At 46.5% G+C, this 16,739-nt stretch carries 12 protein-coding genes and 2 pseudogenes; 7 read left to right on the plus strand and 7 right to left on the minus strand.

Annotated features, from left to right (window positions below; all coding sequences use genetic code 11):
- Nucleotides 1-194: 194 nt before the first annotated feature.
- A pseudogene (locus tag I6E38_RS11525) lies at nt 195-631 on the minus strand (transposase); the annotation flags it as partial.
- A gap of 45 nt (nt 632-676) precedes the next feature.
- Between I6E38_RS11525 and I6E38_RS11530 the strand changes: the two are divergent.
- From I6E38_RS11530 to I6E38_RS11560, 7 genes and pseudogenes are all read left to right on the plus strand, one after another.
- Nucleotides 677-1,018, plus strand: a pseudogene (locus I6E38_RS11530) (transposase); the annotation flags it as partial.
- 274 nt (nt 1,019-1,292) lie between these two features.
- Nucleotides 1,293-1,715, plus strand: a complete 423-nt coding sequence (locus tag I6E38_RS11535) for an IS110 family transposase (RefSeq protein ID WP_235394133.1) — start codon at nt 1,293-1,295, stop codon at nt 1,713-1,715.
- 228 nt (nt 1,716-1,943) lie between these two features.
- The gene (locus I6E38_RS11540; protein ID WP_337395415.1) at nt 1,944-2,474 is read left to right on the plus strand and encodes an IS110 family transposase; all 531 of its coding nucleotides are present in this window, start codon (nt 1,944-1,946) and stop codon (nt 2,472-2,474) included.
- 590 nt (nt 2,475-3,064) lie between these two features.
- Entirely contained in the window at nt 3,065-4,900 is a 1,836-nt protein-coding gene (locus I6E38_RS11545; RefSeq protein WP_235394134.1) for an SLC13 family permease, read from the plus strand.
- A gap of 61 nt (nt 4,901-4,961) precedes the next feature.
- Nucleotides 4,962-5,879, plus strand: a complete 918-nt coding sequence (gene metA, locus I6E38_RS11550) for a homoserine O-acetyltransferase MetA (protein ID WP_235394135.1) — start codon at nt 4,962-4,964, stop codon at nt 5,877-5,879.
- Nucleotides 5,880-5,916: 37 nt separating this feature from the next.
- Complete coding sequence (locus I6E38_RS11555) at nt 5,917-7,860, plus strand: peptidase U32 family protein (protein ID WP_235394136.1); 1,944 nt, start codon at nt 5,917-5,919, stop codon at nt 7,858-7,860.
- A gap of 42 nt (nt 7,861-7,902) precedes the next feature.
- The gene (locus tag I6E38_RS11560; protein ID WP_235394137.1) at nt 7,903-8,895 is read left to right on the plus strand and encodes a zinc ribbon domain-containing protein; all 993 of its coding nucleotides are present in this window, start codon (nt 7,903-7,905) and stop codon (nt 8,893-8,895) included.
- Nucleotides 8,896-8,908: 13 nt separating this feature from the next.
- Here the strand turns inward: I6E38_RS11560 and I6E38_RS11565 are convergent, their stop codons facing one another.
- The 6 genes from I6E38_RS11565 to I6E38_RS11590 form a co-directional block, all read right to left on the minus strand.
- Nucleotides 8,909-9,361 (minus strand): YqaA family protein, encoded by a 453-nt coding sequence (locus I6E38_RS11565; RefSeq protein ID WP_235394138.1) that lies wholly within the window; start codon nt 9,359-9,361, stop codon nt 8,909-8,911.
- Between the two features lie 7 nt (nt 9,362-9,368).
- A complete protein-coding gene (locus tag I6E38_RS11570; protein ID WP_235394139.1) occupies nt 9,369-10,301 on the minus strand; it encodes a hypothetical protein in 933 nt (310 codons plus the stop codon).
- A 106-nt stretch (nt 10,302-10,407) separates the two neighbouring features.
- Nucleotides 10,408-11,676 (minus strand): phosphoribosylamine--glycine ligase, encoded by a 1,269-nt coding sequence (gene purD / locus I6E38_RS11575; protein ID WP_235394140.1) that lies wholly within the window; start codon nt 11,674-11,676, stop codon nt 10,408-10,410.
- Between the two features lie 209 nt (nt 11,677-11,885).
- Nucleotides 11,886-14,108 (minus strand): S9 family peptidase, encoded by a 2,223-nt coding sequence (locus I6E38_RS11580; protein WP_235394144.1) that lies wholly within the window; start codon nt 14,106-14,108, stop codon nt 11,886-11,888.
- Entirely contained in the window at nt 14,098-15,642 is a 1,545-nt protein-coding gene (locus tag I6E38_RS11585; RefSeq protein ID WP_235394141.1) for a THUMP domain-containing class I SAM-dependent RNA methyltransferase, read from the minus strand. Before I6E38_RS11585 ends, I6E38_RS11580 begins: the two co-directional genes overlap by 11 nt.
- Nucleotides 15,643-15,728: 86 nt before the next feature.
- On the minus strand, nt 15,729-16,604 hold the full coding sequence (locus I6E38_RS11590; protein WP_374690026.1) for a serine O-acetyltransferase: 876 nt from the start codon (nt 16,602-16,604) through the stop codon (nt 15,729-15,731).
- Nucleotides 16,605-16,739: the final 135 nt, after the last annotated feature.

Here is a 16,739-nt window from a genome sequence, read left to right on the forward strand (position 1 = left end):
AACCAATCTGATTCAACCTTGGTTAAATCGAAATACTCTGTCATCTCACCGGGAAGAATGAACTTAGCTAACGCCATATATGGATTATCTTTCATACTTGTAACATTCATTAGACACATGCAAAAGTACTAGCAATTTTCGAGAAACAAGCATTATCTATCAAGTAGTCAGACACAGGGTTTTGCTAGTGACCCGAAATCATTCTTCAGTTCCTTTATCATATTCTCAGAATCTGCTCTTCCGCGATATGAGTCATATATGATCTTGGCCGGCAGGTCAAGGTCTATTACAAAGCAGCAGTATCGGTATTTTCCGAAATCTTCCTCATCCTCAAAAAGCTCCAGTTGCTTGATTTGCTTTCCTGCAGCTTTGGGGCACTTCTCAATGTCTTGCCTGACCATCACAATGCGTCTGGGCTTCTCCCAACCGTTTGCCAGATAGATATTTTCGGATATTTCCAATCCGTCTGTCAGCTCTATCCATTTGCGTTCATGGGTAAGACTGTACTTTATACGATTATTGAAACGGCAGGCTATGATGTAGTGTAGCCCTTTCATTTCCAGATAATCAAGTATTTCCTTCGCAAAAAGCCACTATCCATGCGGACTAGTCCGACACGTTTACCCTCAAGATTTCGTACCTTTGAAGGTAAGCGTATCCGCGATGCTAGTAGATACGCTTACCATCAGAGGAAGGTTTAAGGCATAGAGGCAAAAGATGTATTGAGCCAGAAGCTGTTTTCGGACAAATTAAATACAACATGGCATATCGTCGTTTTCGCTATATCGGTGTAGACAAGGTCAAAATGGACTTTGCCTTCTTTGCTATTGCCTTTAATATTAAGAAAATGGTGGCAAAAATGACCAAGGGAGGACTTTTCTCTTATTTGAGGATTTATTTGCATATAACGCCATATAAATTGTTTACAAGGCTCTTTTTCGTAGAAAGACAAAAACTCGTTGTACATCCACACAAGTACGTACAACGAGTTTTTAGCTATTTATATTGGGAGTTTTGACTTTACCTTTGCATTATCAGATATTAATTATAAAAAGTTCATCTCTGATTCAGCTTAAAAATGAGATTGTTCTTACCTTTGTTGTTTAAAGGAAGTCAACCTCCCCACAGAGCAATCCAATGTTTTGACCAGGCTTTGAGCCTTAGGTGTGTCGTGGGCTCTGTGGGTTTATAACTGAACTCCAAATAGAATGATAGGCTCTGAGCCTAAGTAAAGTCTTAGATGCAGCAGTTATATAGGCTGACCTTGATGTGTAATATTAGATGCAAAGGTAATGAGAAATGACGTAACTATCTACGTTGGCATTGATTTTTCAAAGGAAAAATTCAATGTTTGTCTCCTAATGGAGCAAGGTGTTATGGGTGAAAGTGAGTTTTCCAATTCAAAAACGGGCTACCTCAAACTTACCAAATGGGTAAAGAATACTTCGGAACTGGGACGTTCATTTGACTCTTCCTTGGTGTTGTTCTGTGGTGAGCACACAGGCACGTGCAGTATTGGACTCTGCGAATATATTTATGCCAAGGGAATGAAAATCTGGCTCGAAAGCGCATTGAAAATCAAGTACGGGTCAGGATTGAAGCGTATTAAAGACGATAAGGCTGATGCGGAAATGATAGCTTATTATGCCAAACGTTTCTATGAGCCAGGCTCATGTGCATTATTTGAACCAGACTCCGCCGATCTTAAGACATAACGCACTCTTTATCAGTTCCGCAATCGTGTGGTTTGCGACCGTGTAGCCATAGGGAATCGTATATCAAGCGGTGCTTTTGATTGCTCAACACTGGTGAGAAATAGGATGGTCAAGCATCATAAAGAAGCACAGAAGGACGAGAAAGACATTGAAAAGGAAATGGTGAAACTGATGGAAACATCAGAGGAATTAGCCTCAAATTATCAAATACTTATTTAATTTAAGAGCATAGGACCTATAACGGCAGCGGCTCTGATTATATATACCTCCAATTTTAAGAAGTTTGATAACCCGCGAAAGTTTGCATGTTACTGCGGCATAGCTCCCTTTGGCAAACAATCCGGAACATCCATTAATACAAAGCCTAATGTGAGTCGTTTTGCACATATCGGCATCAAAGCAGCTATGGTACAGGCTTGCAAGTCTGCTATGCAGCACAATGCGGTAATCAAAGTATACGCACAGAGGCTGTACGCAAAAGGCAAACATGAGGGATTTGTCATGAATAATGTAAAGAATAAGGTTATGCACATTATTTTCAAGATGATACAGACACAAACCTTATGGGAACAGGAATACCAACAAAAACACATGAAAGAGAGCAAAGCCATTCCGGGAAAGAATGGAATAGGAACCACCGAAGCAGCTCCTATAATTAATGCGACATTGAAAATATCCTCATCTGTTGTTGAATGCACATTCTTAGAAGAACATTCTTTTCAAAAGAACAGCAAAAAACTTCAAGTTTTTCTTGCGTAGAAACATAGAATGCACGCCCTTCTGGTTCAGCAAACTCATCAATCAACGCTTTATCTATAACCAATCGCTGATTGCCATCCTTACGAGGTACCTTGTATTCATGCCGATGCACTCATTCAAAAAATCTGTCATCTTAAAATACGGATTACCAAATAAGGCGGAATGCCAACTACAGGAGCCAATATTTGTGCTACAAACGCACCACAACTGTTGCCTAGAAGCAAGTTCGGCTGTTCTTTGTATATGAACGTATTTCATTCAATGCCTTCTTGGAATGCTAGAGCAGGTTGTAAGTTAGCTCCAATGCAATCCCCTCGAAAGCCTCTTTCAGAGCCTTCGCCATAGGACAACTGCCTGTAGCAAAGAATCCATGTAGGAAAAGTATTTTCTTCATGCTCTAATCTCCAATGTATTGATACATGATAGTTTTTTGTCTGTAAAATCCTTTGTCTTTTCTAACAATTACGTCATATAACATAGATGTTTTTGCAATAAAAATACAAAATAGTAATCTTTGTGTTGTTTTCGATTTGCATTAATCTTCGATTTGCATTATCTTTGTAGTCAGAATTGATAAAAACAAAAAACACATGACAACAACCATCATTATCTTAGTTCTTTCGGCTGTGTTCTTCGCCATGGGCAAAGTTCGCTCCGACCTCGTCGCATTGTGCGCCCTCGTCGCCCTGCTGCTCACCGGAATACTCACTCCCCAAGAAGCCCTGTCAGGATTCTCCAACTCGGTAGTAATAATGATGGTTGGACTGTTTGTCGTGGGAGGCGCCATCGTGCAAACCGGATTGGCAAAGAAAGCATCCGGCAAGCTGATGACCTTGGCAGGCGACAGCGAACTCGGTCTGTTTCTGTTGCTGATGGTAGTAACGGCGGTGATAGGTGCCTTCGTGAGCAATACCGGAACCGTAGCCCTAATGATGCCTATAGTGGTAAGTCTTGCTCAGAAGGCAAAGATGCGTGCCAGCCGGCTGCTCATGCCCCTTGCCTTTGCCAGCAGTATGGGCGGTATGCTTACACTCATCGGTACCCCTCCCAACCTTGTCATTCAGGAAGCGCTGGCCGAGAACGGTTTTGAGCCATTGAAGTTCTTCAGTTTCCTGCCCGTAGGTATTGTCTGCATAATCGTAGGCATAGTGGTACTGCTGCCGCTGAGCAAGCGCTTCCTCAACGGAAGCAAGCAGCGCCAGGACGGCGAGACTGGCAAAAAACGCGCTAAATCGCTCGACGACCTTATGGAAGAATACAATCTGAAGGACAATCTCTCGGTATTCACCGTAGGCAAACTGTCAATAGCCAACAACAAGACCCTTGCCGAACTTGACATTCATCACCGTTACGGGCTGACCGTGCTTGAAGTGCGCAGAATAAAACAGCCCCGTTCACCACTGATGAAAGAAGTGGAACAGCGTCTTGCAGGTCCTGACACCAAGCTCACCGAAGGCGATATAGTATACGTAAGTGGTGACCCGATACAAGCAACAAAGTTCGCTGCCGACATGAAACTCGGCAATACAAGTGAGGAACTGGCTTTTTACGACATCGGCATTGCCGAGGTGGTGCTGATGCACAACTCACGTTTGTGCGGCAAGACTCTTAAAGAGACAGGATTGCGACGTCTGTATAACGTCAATGCACTTGGTGTGCGTCGTGGCGAGAACTACATAACCGAGGGGCTTGCAGACATGACTTTCCGCCAAGGTGACATCATTCTGATACAAGGCAAATGGAAGAACATCTCGCGCATAGCCGACGTAGCCGACGGCATCGTTGTGATGGGACAACCATTGGAAGAGGCTTCTCGCGTGACACTCGACTACAAGGTACCGCTCGCAGCAGCCATAATGCTGTTAATGATTCAGACTATGGTGTTCGACTTCATACCCGTAGCCCCCGTCACGGCCGTTATGGTGGCAGGACTGCTTATGGTCATCACCGGATGCATACGCTCGGTAGAAGCCGCCTACAAGACGATAAACTGGGAGAGTATAGTACTCATAGCAGCCATGTTGCCTATGTCGGTGGCATTGGAAAAGACCGGAGCATCGGCAATGGTAGCAAATCTTCTGGCCGACAACCTCGGACAGGCAAGTCCTTATGCTCTGCTCGCTGGTGTCTACTTCACCACATCGCTTCTGACAATGTTCATCAGCAATACCGCAACAGCTGTACTCATGTCGCCCATAGCACTTACGTCAGCAGCAGCAATAGGCGTAAGCCCCTACCCCATGCTCTTTGCCGTGACATTGGGAGCAAGCATGTGCTTCGCCTCGCCATTCTCCACTCCACCCAACGCACTCGTAATGCAGGCCGGAGGCTACTCGTTCATGGACTACATCAAGGTGGGACTGCCGTTGCAAATCATCATGGGACTGGTGATGATCGTAGTGTTGCCGCTGATTTTTCCATTCTAAATAAAAACGTTGTGCAAATAATTGAGTAACTTTGCACGATAATATAAAAACACAATAATATATGCCTTTAAGATTACCCGATAAACTCCCCGCCATCGAACTCCTCAAGCAGGAGAACATCTTCGTGATGGACAATTCACGAGCTACGAGTCAGGATATACGACCGCTTCGTATTGTGATTCTCAATCTCATGCCGCTGAAGATAACGACCGAGACCGATCTCGTGCGCCTGCTCTCCAACACTCCGCTGCAGATGGAGATATACTTCATGAAGCTGAAGAGCCACACTTCCAAAAACACTCCGATAGAGCACATGATGATGTTCTACAAGGATTTTGATGTGTTGAAGAACGAGAAGTTTGACGGAATGATTATAACCGGTGCGCCAATAGAGCATCTGGAATTTGAAGACGTGGGCTACTGGGACGAGATAACGCAGGTATTTGAATGGGCCGACACTCACGTTACAAGCACTATGTACATCTGCTGGGCTGCGCAAGCCGGACTCTACTATCACTATGGTGTGCCCAAACACCAATTGCCAAAGAAGAAGTTCGGTGTGTTCCGCCAATATCCGCTCACTCCGCACATTCCCTTATTCCGTGGCTTCGACGACTCGTTCAACATGCCGCACAGCCGACATACAGAAGTAAGACGTGAGGATATAGAGAAGCACCTGGAACTGAGCATCATAGCCGAATCGCCAGAGAGCGGTGTGAGCATAGTGATGGCACGTGGAGGAAGACAGATATTTGTCACGGGACACATGGAATACTCACCATATACGCTCGACAGCGAATACCGTAGAGACATGGGCAAACGTGACGATGTCGAAATGCCCAAGAACTACTATATAGGCGACGATCCAAGCCAAAAGCCACATGTAACATGGAGGGCTCATGCTAATCTGCTGTTCAGCAATTGGATAAACTATTATATCTACCAGGAGACTCCGTATAATATTGAGGAGATTGGGTAGAAGGAAAGTTCCACCCCACTACTTTTATTCAAGCATTATGAATCAAAACAAAATACAACCACGCCACATAGAACTCCTCGCTCCAGCCAAGAATCTTGAGCAAGGCATTATCGCCATTGACCATGGTGCCGATGCTGTGTACATTGGTGCCAATGAATTTGGAGCGCGTCAGGCTGCCGGCAACAGTATCGAGGATATTGCAGAACTTGCCAAATACGCCCATAAGTTCGGAGCGCGTGTCTACGTAACAGTCAACACCATCGTTTATGAACACGAACTGGCAAATGCAAAGCAACTGCTACGACACATTGTCAGGGCTGGCGTTGATGCCATACTGGTGCAGGACATGGCTGTGGTGGAGATGATGAGAGAGATAGCCTCAGAACCGGAAATGCAGGGGCTGCGTATGCCTGAGCTTCATGCCAGCACACAGACAGACAATCGTTCGGCCGAGAAAGCTGCATGGCTTACAAGCGTGGGCTTCAGTCGTGTAGTATTGGCCCGCGAATTGTCGCTTGACGAGATACGCAAGGTGCATAAGGCTGTACCGCATACAGAACTTGAAGTGTTTGTGCATGGAGCCTTGTGCGTAAGCTATTCGGGAGCATGCTATGCCTCACACCATTGCTTCGGACGTAGTGCCAATCGTGGCGAATGCGCACAGTTCTGTCGTCTGGCATTCGACCTTAAGGACAGTCGTGGCGATACAATACGCCGTGCGAGCCATCTGCTTTCGCTCAAGGACATGAAGCAACTCGACCGACTCGAAGATATTATAGAAGCAGGAGCGACATCGTTGAAGATAGAGGGACGACTGAAAGATGCGGCTTACGTGAAGAATGTAGTTGCGGCATACAGCCAACAACTCGACGAGATAATTGAAGACAATCCCGGTAAGTATTGCCGTAGCTCATGGGGCAAGGCAGAATACACTTTTATTCCAAACCTTGCAAAGACCTTCAACCGAGGCTTCACACACTACTTCCTTGATGGTCGACGCGACGACATTTCTTCGTTCGACACTCCTAAGGCAATGGGCGAATACGTGGGCTACGTCAAGGAAATAAGACGTGGCTCATTCAACGTTGCAGGAACGGCTATGTTTGCCAATGGTGACGGCCTGTGCTTCTTTACTCCCGACCGCAAGCTGCACGGTTTCCGTGTGAACCGAGTAGAGAACAACCGCCTATTCACGTTGTCTATGCCAGAAGAATTAAAGGCTGGTATGGCACTCTACCGCAACAACGATATGGTGTTTGAACGTGCTATGGAGAGCAAGACTGCCGAGCGAAAGCTATCGTTAGATATGACAATAGGTGTTGATTGTGGCAAGATTGTACTCGAAGCCATAGACGAGACTGGACGCAAGGCTTTTGCCACACTCGACGAACCGCTACAGGAGGCGCAGAAGCCACAAAGTGAGAACATAATATGCCAACTCGAAAAACTTGGTAATACTATGTTCCGTCCAGGCAATACAAGACTGGATGGTGGTGTAGCAAGTCTGTTCATTCCATCAAGCAAGCTCGCAGCAATGCGACGTGAAGTGATAGCACAGATTGAGGAACAGCCGATAGACATGGGCGGAAATGCAGAAGTGCAGAAGAAGGCGTACGCAAGCAAAGAGAATAATACAGGTAACAAACGCTTTATTGAAGCAGAAAAGATTGACGCCGCCAATGTAGCCAACCACCGAGCTGAAGCCTTCTACGAGGAGCACGGAGTAAAGCACGCAGCTGCTGCCTTTGAACTGACTGACGGAGCACGCTCTGGCGCAAAGACTTACGGCACGCCACATGCCAACACTCCACTTATGACCTGCCGATATTGTCTGCGCTACGCCATGGGATTCTGCGTAAAACGAGGTGGCAAGCAACCTACATGGAAAGGACCTCTATTCCTTGAGTCGACAGACGGAAGACAGGTACGACTAACATTCAATTGTGCGAAATGTCAGATGGAAGTTTACGCAACTGACTAACTTCTTGCAGAAGAAAGAGACGGAACGAAAAAGCAAATAATAATGATGAGAGCCAGATTGATTATAGTAATGATTGTCGGACTGATTACCTTGTCGGGGTGCTACCACACCAAGACAAGACAACACGACGCATACACAACAACCAACACTATGAACTTTGCCGACAGTTCGTTCTACAGTACTCATCATTACGCACAAAACTATAATTTCGTGGTGAAGAGCGACACTCTGTCGTTGCTACGCCAGCAACCTGAGGAGAAACTCAACGGGCTGCATACCGACTCTTTCCTCGTTAAAAAGGGCGACCATCTGGTAGTTGTAGACATCAGATTGCTAAAGAATGACCCGACCGATTCTGTATGGATACAGTTGGCTCGCGACCAATATACATTCGGATGGATACACGAGAGCCGGCTTATGCAGTCGGTAGTGCCCGATGATCCTATATCGCAATTCATATCTACATTCTCCGACACACACTTGCTCGTGTTTCTTATCATTATTAGTATAATAGCCATGAGTTATCTGGCTTACAGCATTAAGCAGAAACACGTTAAGGCAGTACACTTCAACGACATACACTCGTTCTACCCCACTCTGCTTGCATTGACCGTGGCTATGGCAGCCACGTTCTATTCGAGTATTCAACTGTTTGCACCAGATATGTGGCGTCATTTCTATTTTCATCCATCGCTCAATCCTTTCTCATTGCCTCCGATACTCGCCATTTTCATAGCTTCGGTATGGGCAATGATAGTGATGGCAATAGCAACAGTAGATGATGTCTACCACAAGCTGTCTTTCGCTCACGCCACTCTCTACATGTGCGGTCTTGGAGCTGTATGCGCAGCCAACTACATCATCTTCAGCGTGAGCACACTTTATTATATAGGATATATATTGCTTATAGCTTATATGACAATTGCCATAAGACGATATGCCAAGAACAATTACTACCCTTATGTCTGTGGCAACTGTGGGGCCAGACTTCGACATAAGGGAGTGTGTGACAACTGCGGAGCTATAAACTCATAAGAATAAAAGACTACTAAATAAAAAGCGACGCGCCAAATACCAGAACGGCATAACGCAACAATTTGCCGATACTTATGCTAATAAGCGAAATTACAACATTGGCTCGCATCAAGCCAAGGGCTATAGTTATTGCACTACCAAGCAATGGCAGAAACGCAAAGAATCCCATCCAGGCACCTCGTCCAGCCATAAACTTCTGGGCCTTTTCAATACTCTCACGGCTTACGTGCAGATAACGTTCAATCCAAGCAAGATTGCCCATTCTGCCTACACAATAGTTAAATACCGAACCCAAGATGTTGCCTATAGTACCATAGACAACCAGCCATACCGGGTCCAAGCCTGCGGCTTGCAAGGCCAGCATAACTGCCTCGCTACTGAAGGGAAAGAAACTGCCAGCAAGAAATGCGGCAGCAAGCATTCCCCAATATCCCCAATCAATCAGAAAACTCAGAATCGTATCCATACAAAACTCAGAATTGTATCCATACATTACAAACTGTCAAAGCAAGCGTAGCCACAAGCATTAAACAGAAAACGAGATTTGTAACCAATGAGTTGGTGAGCGATATGAAATGGCCTATCAGAGGTGAAGCGCTCACAATAAGAATTGCAAGAAGGAAGTGCATGTTTGTGGGCTGAAATACCATAAAAATAAGAGTAAAGACTATCATCACCGAGAAGAAATCGAACAGCATTCGTGTACGTATCTTGTCACGATAGTTGTTGATACGGAAATTGACCATTCCAACTATTGCCAACAGAGCGACAAATCCTATGGTGACAATTTGCACCAAAGGAACGTCAAGCCATGCCGATTGTGGCTCAAAACTCAATAGAACAGAAAAATGGTCGTCAAACAACGACAACTGACCAGTAAAGGCATAATAGCCTGCTGCAAACCAATAAGGAACCAACAGACCCAACAGAGACGCTACGTAAATACGAGCGCAACCGTTCATAATGTTTGTTGCCATCAACACCCATATTACAGGCACAAAATACAATATCTGCACATAGTAGATGCTGGCCAGACCAAGCATGGCAAAAGCATAAAACACCCTACCTACAGAAGCACGGCTTTGGTAAGTGCTGAAAAGAAACAGATAGAAAGCTATGAAGCACGTCTGCACAATGCCACACTTGATGTCGACAAAAAGAAAGTATGCCATCACAGCCAATGCGATGAATGAGCACGACACCATACGACTGTAGATTCGTATCAAGGCATTGGAGTTGTTGAGCTCCATCATTAAAAATGCAGAAACAGCGAGTAGAGCAAACTGTATCCACATATGATTGCCAAACATACCACCCAACAGACACACAATAAAAGCATACACACCCGTTGCTGGCAACGAAATGCGACTCTCGGCAACTCGATTCTGAAATCTCTTTCTTCTCATTCCTTTTTATATTTATCTAAAAAGCCCCACCCCATGCCTGTGATATTGGCATTTGCTCGCTTCATCATACGAGGATGAAGGGCATGGGGCGAGGCTGAATAATAATTTACAGGTCCTGACCGATGTCACGACGGAAGTACTTGCCTTCGAACTCTATCTTCTGAGCCTCGGCAAACGACTTGGCAAGAGCCTCGTCCTTGTCCTTACCGTATGAGCTAACGGCAATAACACGTCCACCATTAGTAACAACGTCGCCATCCTTCATGGCTGTGCCCGAATGGAACACTACAGAACCTTCTACCTTGTCAAGACCATTGATGACATAGCCTTTCTTGTAAGCTTCAGGATAACCACCACTAACAAGCATAACACATACAGCGGCACGCGGATCGAACTCAATAGAACGCTTGTCAAGGTCGCCAGCTGCAACACCCTCAAAAAGGTCAACGATGTCACTCTTAAGACGGAGCATTACGCTCTCGGTCTCAGGGTCACCCATTCGGCAATTATATTCAATAACCATTGGCTCACCCTCTACGTTGATAAGTCCGAAGAAGATGAAGCCCTTGTAGTCGATACCCTCTTCAGCCAATCCCTCAACTGTAGGACGGATGATGCGCTCGTCTACCTTCTTCATCCAAGTCTCATCGGCAAAAGGAACCGGAGTAACACTACCCATACCGCCTGTGTTCAAGCCAGTATCGTGCTCGCCAATACGCTTGTAGTCCTTTGCCTCGGGAAGAGTCTTGTAGTGCTTGCCGTCGGTAAGAACGAATACCGAGCACTCAATACCGCTAAGGAATTCCTCAATTACCACACGTGCAGAAGCATTTCCGAACATTCCGCCAAGCATATCCTTAAGTTCCTTCTTTGCCTCCTCAAGCGTCGGTACGATAAGCACACCCTTACCAGCACACAGGCCATCGGCCTTGAGCACATAAGGAGCCTTGAGTGTCTCCAGGAACTTGAGCCCCTCTTCGAGTGTAGTGCCATCGAATGTCTCGTACTTGGCAGTAGGAATGTTGTGGCGCATCATGAAACGCTTGGCGAAATCCTTACTGCCTTCAAGCACGGCACCAGCCTTTGAAGGACCGATTACCGGGATATTCTTGGTGCGCTCGTCGTCGCGGAAATCATCATATACACCCTTTACCAACGGATCCTCAGGACCTACAACAACCGTGTCGACTTCATTCTCAACACAGAACAGCTTCAGAGCCTCAAAATCATCTGCCTTAATAGCTACATTCTCACCTACTGCTGCTGTTCCGGCATTACCGGGAGCTATGAAAAGTTTTTCACACTTGTCGCTCTGGGCGATCTTCCATGCCAAGGCGTGCTCACGGCCGCCGCTTCCCAACAAAAGAACTTTCATCTCTTATATTATTTTTATGTTAAGCAGTAGCCCCACACCTTACCCCCCAGCAGAGAGGGGAGTGGAATGTGTTGCCACTTGAGTTTTTATTGAAACTAATTATAAAAGCCTTTATTTTTATAAAACCTTACAACCAATAGTCGCATACCACTCCCCTCCCTACGGGGGAGGGGCTGGGGGTAGGGCTTCGTAGTGGCTGGCTTTATCTTTTACTTCAAGAAGTCAAAGAAATACTGGCTTATACGCTCATGCAGATGTGTACTCTGATGTCCGCGCATATTGTGCGGTTCGCCCGGATAAACAAAGAAGTCGGGCTGTGTGCCAGCTGCGATACAAGCCTTGAGGAATGTGAGGCAATGCTGAGGCACTACAGTAGCATCGTTGTAGCCGGTAATAATCTGAAGTCTGCCCTTAAGATCCTTTGCCTTATAGAGCAGCGAGGTCTTCTTGTAACCCTCGGGATTGGTCTGCGGAGTATCCATATAGCGCTCGCCATACATCACCTCATACCAATGCCAGTCGATTACCGGACCGCCTGATACGCCAACCTTGAATACGTCTGGATAGTTGGTCATAAGCGAGATTGTCATGAATCCGCCGAAGCTCCAACCATGTACACCAATGCGGTCAGCATCTACATAAGGAAGACTCTTGAGATATTCCACACCCTTCATCTGGTCCTTCATCTCTTCCTGACCAAGCTGGCGGAATGTAGCCTGCTCAAACTCCTTGCCACGGTTCTCCGAACCACGGTTGTCAAGGATAAAGAGCAGATAGCCTTTGCTTGCCATATAAGTCTCCCAACCACGTGATCCGTAATGATAGCTTGCGTCAACATTATGAGCATGAGGGCCACCATATACATATATAATAGTAGGATACTTCTTGTTGGGGTCGAAGTTGGTAGGCTTAACCATTCGCCAGTAGAGGTCGGTCTGACCGTCGGCTGCCTTAACCGTACCACAGCTGTATTCAGGCACATTATAGCCCTTCCATGGGTCTTCAGCCTTGAAATAGCTCAGACGCTTGCAGTTCTCTGTATTTACGATGGCTATGTTGCGAGGAACAGTAGGAGTGGTGTAACGGTCAAATACATACTGTCCACTTGCGCTAAGTGTGGCTGTGTGCCATCCCTTGCCACCCTCGTCCATAAGAGTACGCTTGCCGTTGCGAGTGTCTACTACGAAGATGTTGCGCTGTATCGGACTAAGCTCGTTTGAAGCAATCACAACACTCTTGCGCTTGGCGTTGAAGCCCAACACCTCAAGCACAACCCACTTGCCAGAAGTGAGCTGCTTTATCTCGAGCGACTCTGTATTGTGTGCCATACGACTGCCATGCTTGCCGAGTGTGCAGAGGTAGAGATGGTTGTAGCCGTCCTTCTGACTCTGCATGAGGAACTTGGTGTTGTCCCATGGCAAGAACATGATAGGATGCTGCGGCTCAACATACTTCTCGTCGGTCTCGCGATAGAGTTCGCCTGTCTTCTCGCCAGTAATAGCATCATAGCTTACAAGACGGCAGTCGTTCTGGTCGCGGTTGAGTTCGAACATATAGATAGTCTTGTCGTCGGGACTCCATGCGATGTTCGTGAAATAACGGTCGGTAGGGTCGCCAGCCTTAAGATACACAGTATTGCCGGTCTTTGTATCGAACACGCCTACAGTCACCTTGTGCGAAGTCTCACCTGCCATAGGATACTTGTCGGGAGCGGCTATGGCACAGCAAGTCTGTGTCTCTGGATGCTTGAAATAATCAATCTCGGGAATATCTACCTGCGGATAGTCGGTCACCATCGACTGATCCATACGATAGAAAGCGAGTTTTGTACCGCTGTTGCTGAAGTAGGTACCTTTATGAATGCCGAACTCGTCGCGATGAACGCTCTGTCCGTAAACAATCTCATGCGAACCGTCCTTAGAGAGCTGCCACTCCTTTACGCCAAGGCGCAAGAAGAGGTTGTTGTCACGCAGGATAGCCATAGCACCACTCTTATAGTTCATTTCAAGAACATTGTCGCCCTCGCCTATCTCGTGGCTGCTTACAAGGCTGTGCTTCTTGAAGTCGACAACATAAATCTTGCTGCCATTGCCCAATACCACCTCCGAACGGTCGGCATTGGGGAACTGGGCATTATAGAGCGAGCGTACCTTTATGTCCTTGGTGTTTGAAATCCATTGGTTGATTTCGTTTACCGAGAACAGCTTTGTCTCCTTGCCGGTCGACTTGTCTACCATATAACACTCGGATGCGTCCTGACGCACAAGCTGGTCGCCCCACCATGTGCAATAACGGTTCTTGGGCACCATGTTGTGGAAGTTCTTGCCACCGAAGTTAAGGTCTTCAAGTGTGAACTCCTTCTGCTGCTGAGCACTCACAGTCAAGGAGGCAAACAGCCCGAATAACAATGTTGACAGATACTTAATCTTCATTATCAAATCTTTTTTTATTGAAACCTTTGCCACCCTTACGGTCGCTCTTAAATCCCTTGCCAAACGACTTCTCACCATCGCGTCCACGTCCGAAGGATCTGTCATCGTCGCGTCCACGTCCGAAAGACTTGCCTCCACGCTTGCCAAATGACTTATCATCACGCTTGCCAAACGACTTGTCATCATCACGGTCGAAACGCTTGCCTCCACCACGACGGTCGTCATTGTCCTTGCGACGCTCCATAGAACGGAACTTGAACGAACGTATGTCGGCCTCAGCATTCTCTTCGTCCTCATCAAGACGTTTCTTAAACTCGCGGTTCTTCTTGAAGCGATGCTTTTCGGCCATCTGTCGCTTTTCTTCTTCGGTCTTTACGATGCCACCTTCCTGGCGGAAATCCTTCATAGTGCCATCGAAGATGCTGTACTTGCGGAACTCGCACTCTAACGATCCGTTGTAAACCGGAATCTTGATTGAAGGCTTCAAGCCGATAGCCTCGAAGCACTCCTGACGATAGCTCAATACCCAAGCCTCGTTACCAATGAAGGCGTGCTTCAGGCGCTCGCCTATCATCTTATATGTATTGAGAAGGTTGGGGGTAGAGATACGCTCGCCATAAGGCGGGTTTACTACGAGAATGCTCTTCTCGGCAGGCTTAGTGAAGTCCTTGAAGTCGGCACAATCGATAGTAATGTCGTTGGTAAGACCGGCAGCACGCACGTTAAGACGGGCTGTGTTGACTGCCTTCATGTCGATGTCATAACCATAGATATGGTGTGTGAACTCACGTTCCTGCGAGTCGTCATTATAGATAGTATCGAAAAGCTCAGCATCGAAATCAGGCCACTTCTCGAAAGCGAACTCCTTGCGGAACACGCCCGGACTCATGTTATGGGCAATAAGAGCAGCCTCGATGGCGAGTGTGCCCGAACCACACATAGGGTCTATGAAGTCGGTCTCGCCATGCCATCCGGTCATAAGAATCATACCAGCAGCAAGCACCTCGTTGAGCGGAGCCTCTACTGACTCCTGACGGTAGCCACGACGATGGAGCGACTCGCCACTTGAATCGAGCGACAATGTGGCAGTAGTCTCGGCAATGTGTATATTGAGACGGATGTCAGGATTGCTCACCGAGATATTAGGACGGGTGCCTGTCTTCTCACGGAACTGGTCGACAATGGCATCCTTCACCTTATAGGTTACGAAACGCGAGTTGCGGAACTCCTCAGAATAGACCACAGAGTCAACCGAGAAGGTCTTTCCTTTCTCGATGTACTGGCTCCAGTCAATCTTCTTGATTTCTTCATACACATCATCGGCCGAAGCAGCCTTGAACTTGGCGATAGGCTTAAGAATGCGTATGGCTGTGTGAAGCTGGAAATTGGCACGATACATCATCTCCTTGTCGCCGGTAAACGAAACCATTCTACGGCCTATTTCCACATTGTTGGCACCCAACTGGGTGAGTTCTTTTGCCAGGACGGGCTCAAGTCCCATGAAGGTCTTGGCAATAAGTTCAAATTCATTCATTTTTATTTCGATAATATTTTTATTGTTTCTTACTGTTTTTAGCGATTTCTTGCGATAAAACCATTTGTCTGTTTGCTGTTTACGTGCTATTTAGCTTGGTTGTCGTAGGGCTGTCTGCCATTGGCAACGACATTATTGGGCTCAACATCCTCTGTCACCCACATATTAGCTCCTATTATGCAGCCGTCGCCAATCTTTACGCGCCCCAGGATTGTGGCGTTTGCGTATATTATGACATCGTTGCCGATGATAGGATGGCGAGGAATGCCCTTTATAGGGTTGCCGTTGCCGTCGAGCGGGAAACTCTTGGCACCAAGCGTGACACCCTGGTAAATCTTCACATTGTCGCCTATGATACATGTAGCGCCAATCACCACACCTGTACCATGGTCGATTGTGAAGTATTTGCCTATAGAGGCTTGCGGATGTATGTCGATACCGGTTTCTGAATGCGCCATTTCGGTCAGCATTCGCGGAATCAGAGGTACTCCCAACAGAAAAAGTTCGTGCGCTATACGATAGTTTGCAAGAGCCTTGATGATTGGATAGCAAGCTATTACCTCGCCAGTATTGCAGGCTGCGGGGTCGCCGTTGTAGGCTGCAATGACATCGGTGCTGAGAATCTCGCGTATGGCAGGCAGACGTCTTATCAGCTCTGTAGCCACTTCCTTGGCGTGCTTTTTAAGGCTATCGGTAGGAATGCCCGAATCTGTATCCAAGAAACACAATCCGGCAAGTACCTGTTCTTTCAGAAGCCTGTAAAGGCGCTCTATGGAAACTCCGATATGAAATGGAAGCGTGTCGGCATTGACACTGGAATTTCCATAATATCCCGGAAAGAGTATCGCTCTCGACAAGGATACGATTTCCTCAAGAACCGCTCCAGAGGGCAACGGGCAATTGTCTTTATGCGAATGAAACATTCCCTTACAAGAGTCGGGAGATGCAAGTTGTTTCACCATTAAAGCCAAAAATTGTGTCAAATTCTTGTTAACCATCAGTTGATTTGAGTATAATTTTTATTATAAGTAAGTGATCTAAATTATTTTTATATATAAGTACTAACATGGCTCATTTTTCGTTTTATAGAAAAAGTA

Source organism: Leyella stercorea, from assembly GCF_021531355.1.
GTDB lineage: Bacteria > Bacteroidota > Bacteroidia > Bacteroidales > Bacteroidaceae > Prevotella.

Coding starts and splice junctions, on each gene's coding strand:
- I6E38_RS11535 (WP_235394133.1), top strand. CDS start 1,293: ATGAGAAATGACGTAACTATCTACGTTGGCATTGATTTTTCAAAGGAA.
- I6E38_RS11545 (WP_235394134.1), top strand. CDS start 3,065: ATGACAACAACCATCATTATCTTAGTTCTTTCGGCTGTGTTCTTCGCC.
- metA (WP_235394135.1), top strand. CDS start 4,962: ATGCCTTTAAGATTACCCGATAAACTCCCCGCCATCGAACTCCTCAAG.
- I6E38_RS11555 (WP_235394136.1), top strand. CDS start 5,917: ATGAATCAAAACAAAATACAACCACGCCACATAGAACTCCTCGCTCCA.
- I6E38_RS11560 (WP_235394137.1), top strand. CDS start 7,903: ATGATGAGAGCCAGATTGATTATAGTAATGATTGTCGGACTGATTACC.
- I6E38_RS11565 (WP_235394138.1), bottom strand. CDS start 9,361: ATGGATACGATTCTGAGTTTTCTGATTGATTGGGGATATTGGGGAATG.
- I6E38_RS11570 (WP_235394139.1), bottom strand. CDS start 10,301: ATGAGAAGAAAGAGATTTCAGAATCGAGTTGCCGAGAGTCGCATTTCG.
- purD (WP_235394140.1), bottom strand. CDS start 11,676: ATGAAAGTTCTTTTGTTGGGAAGCGGCGGCCGTGAGCACGCCTTGGCA.
- I6E38_RS11580 (WP_235394144.1), bottom strand. CDS start 14,108: ATGAAGATTAAGTATCTGTCAACATTGTTATTCGGGCTGTTTGCCTCC.
- I6E38_RS11585 (WP_235394141.1), bottom strand. CDS start 15,642: ATGAATGAATTTGAACTTATTGCCAAGACCTTCATGGGACTTGAGCCC.
- I6E38_RS11590 (WP_374690026.1), bottom strand. CDS start 16,604: ATGGTGAAACAACTTGCATCTCCCGACTCTTGTAAGGGAATGTTTCAT.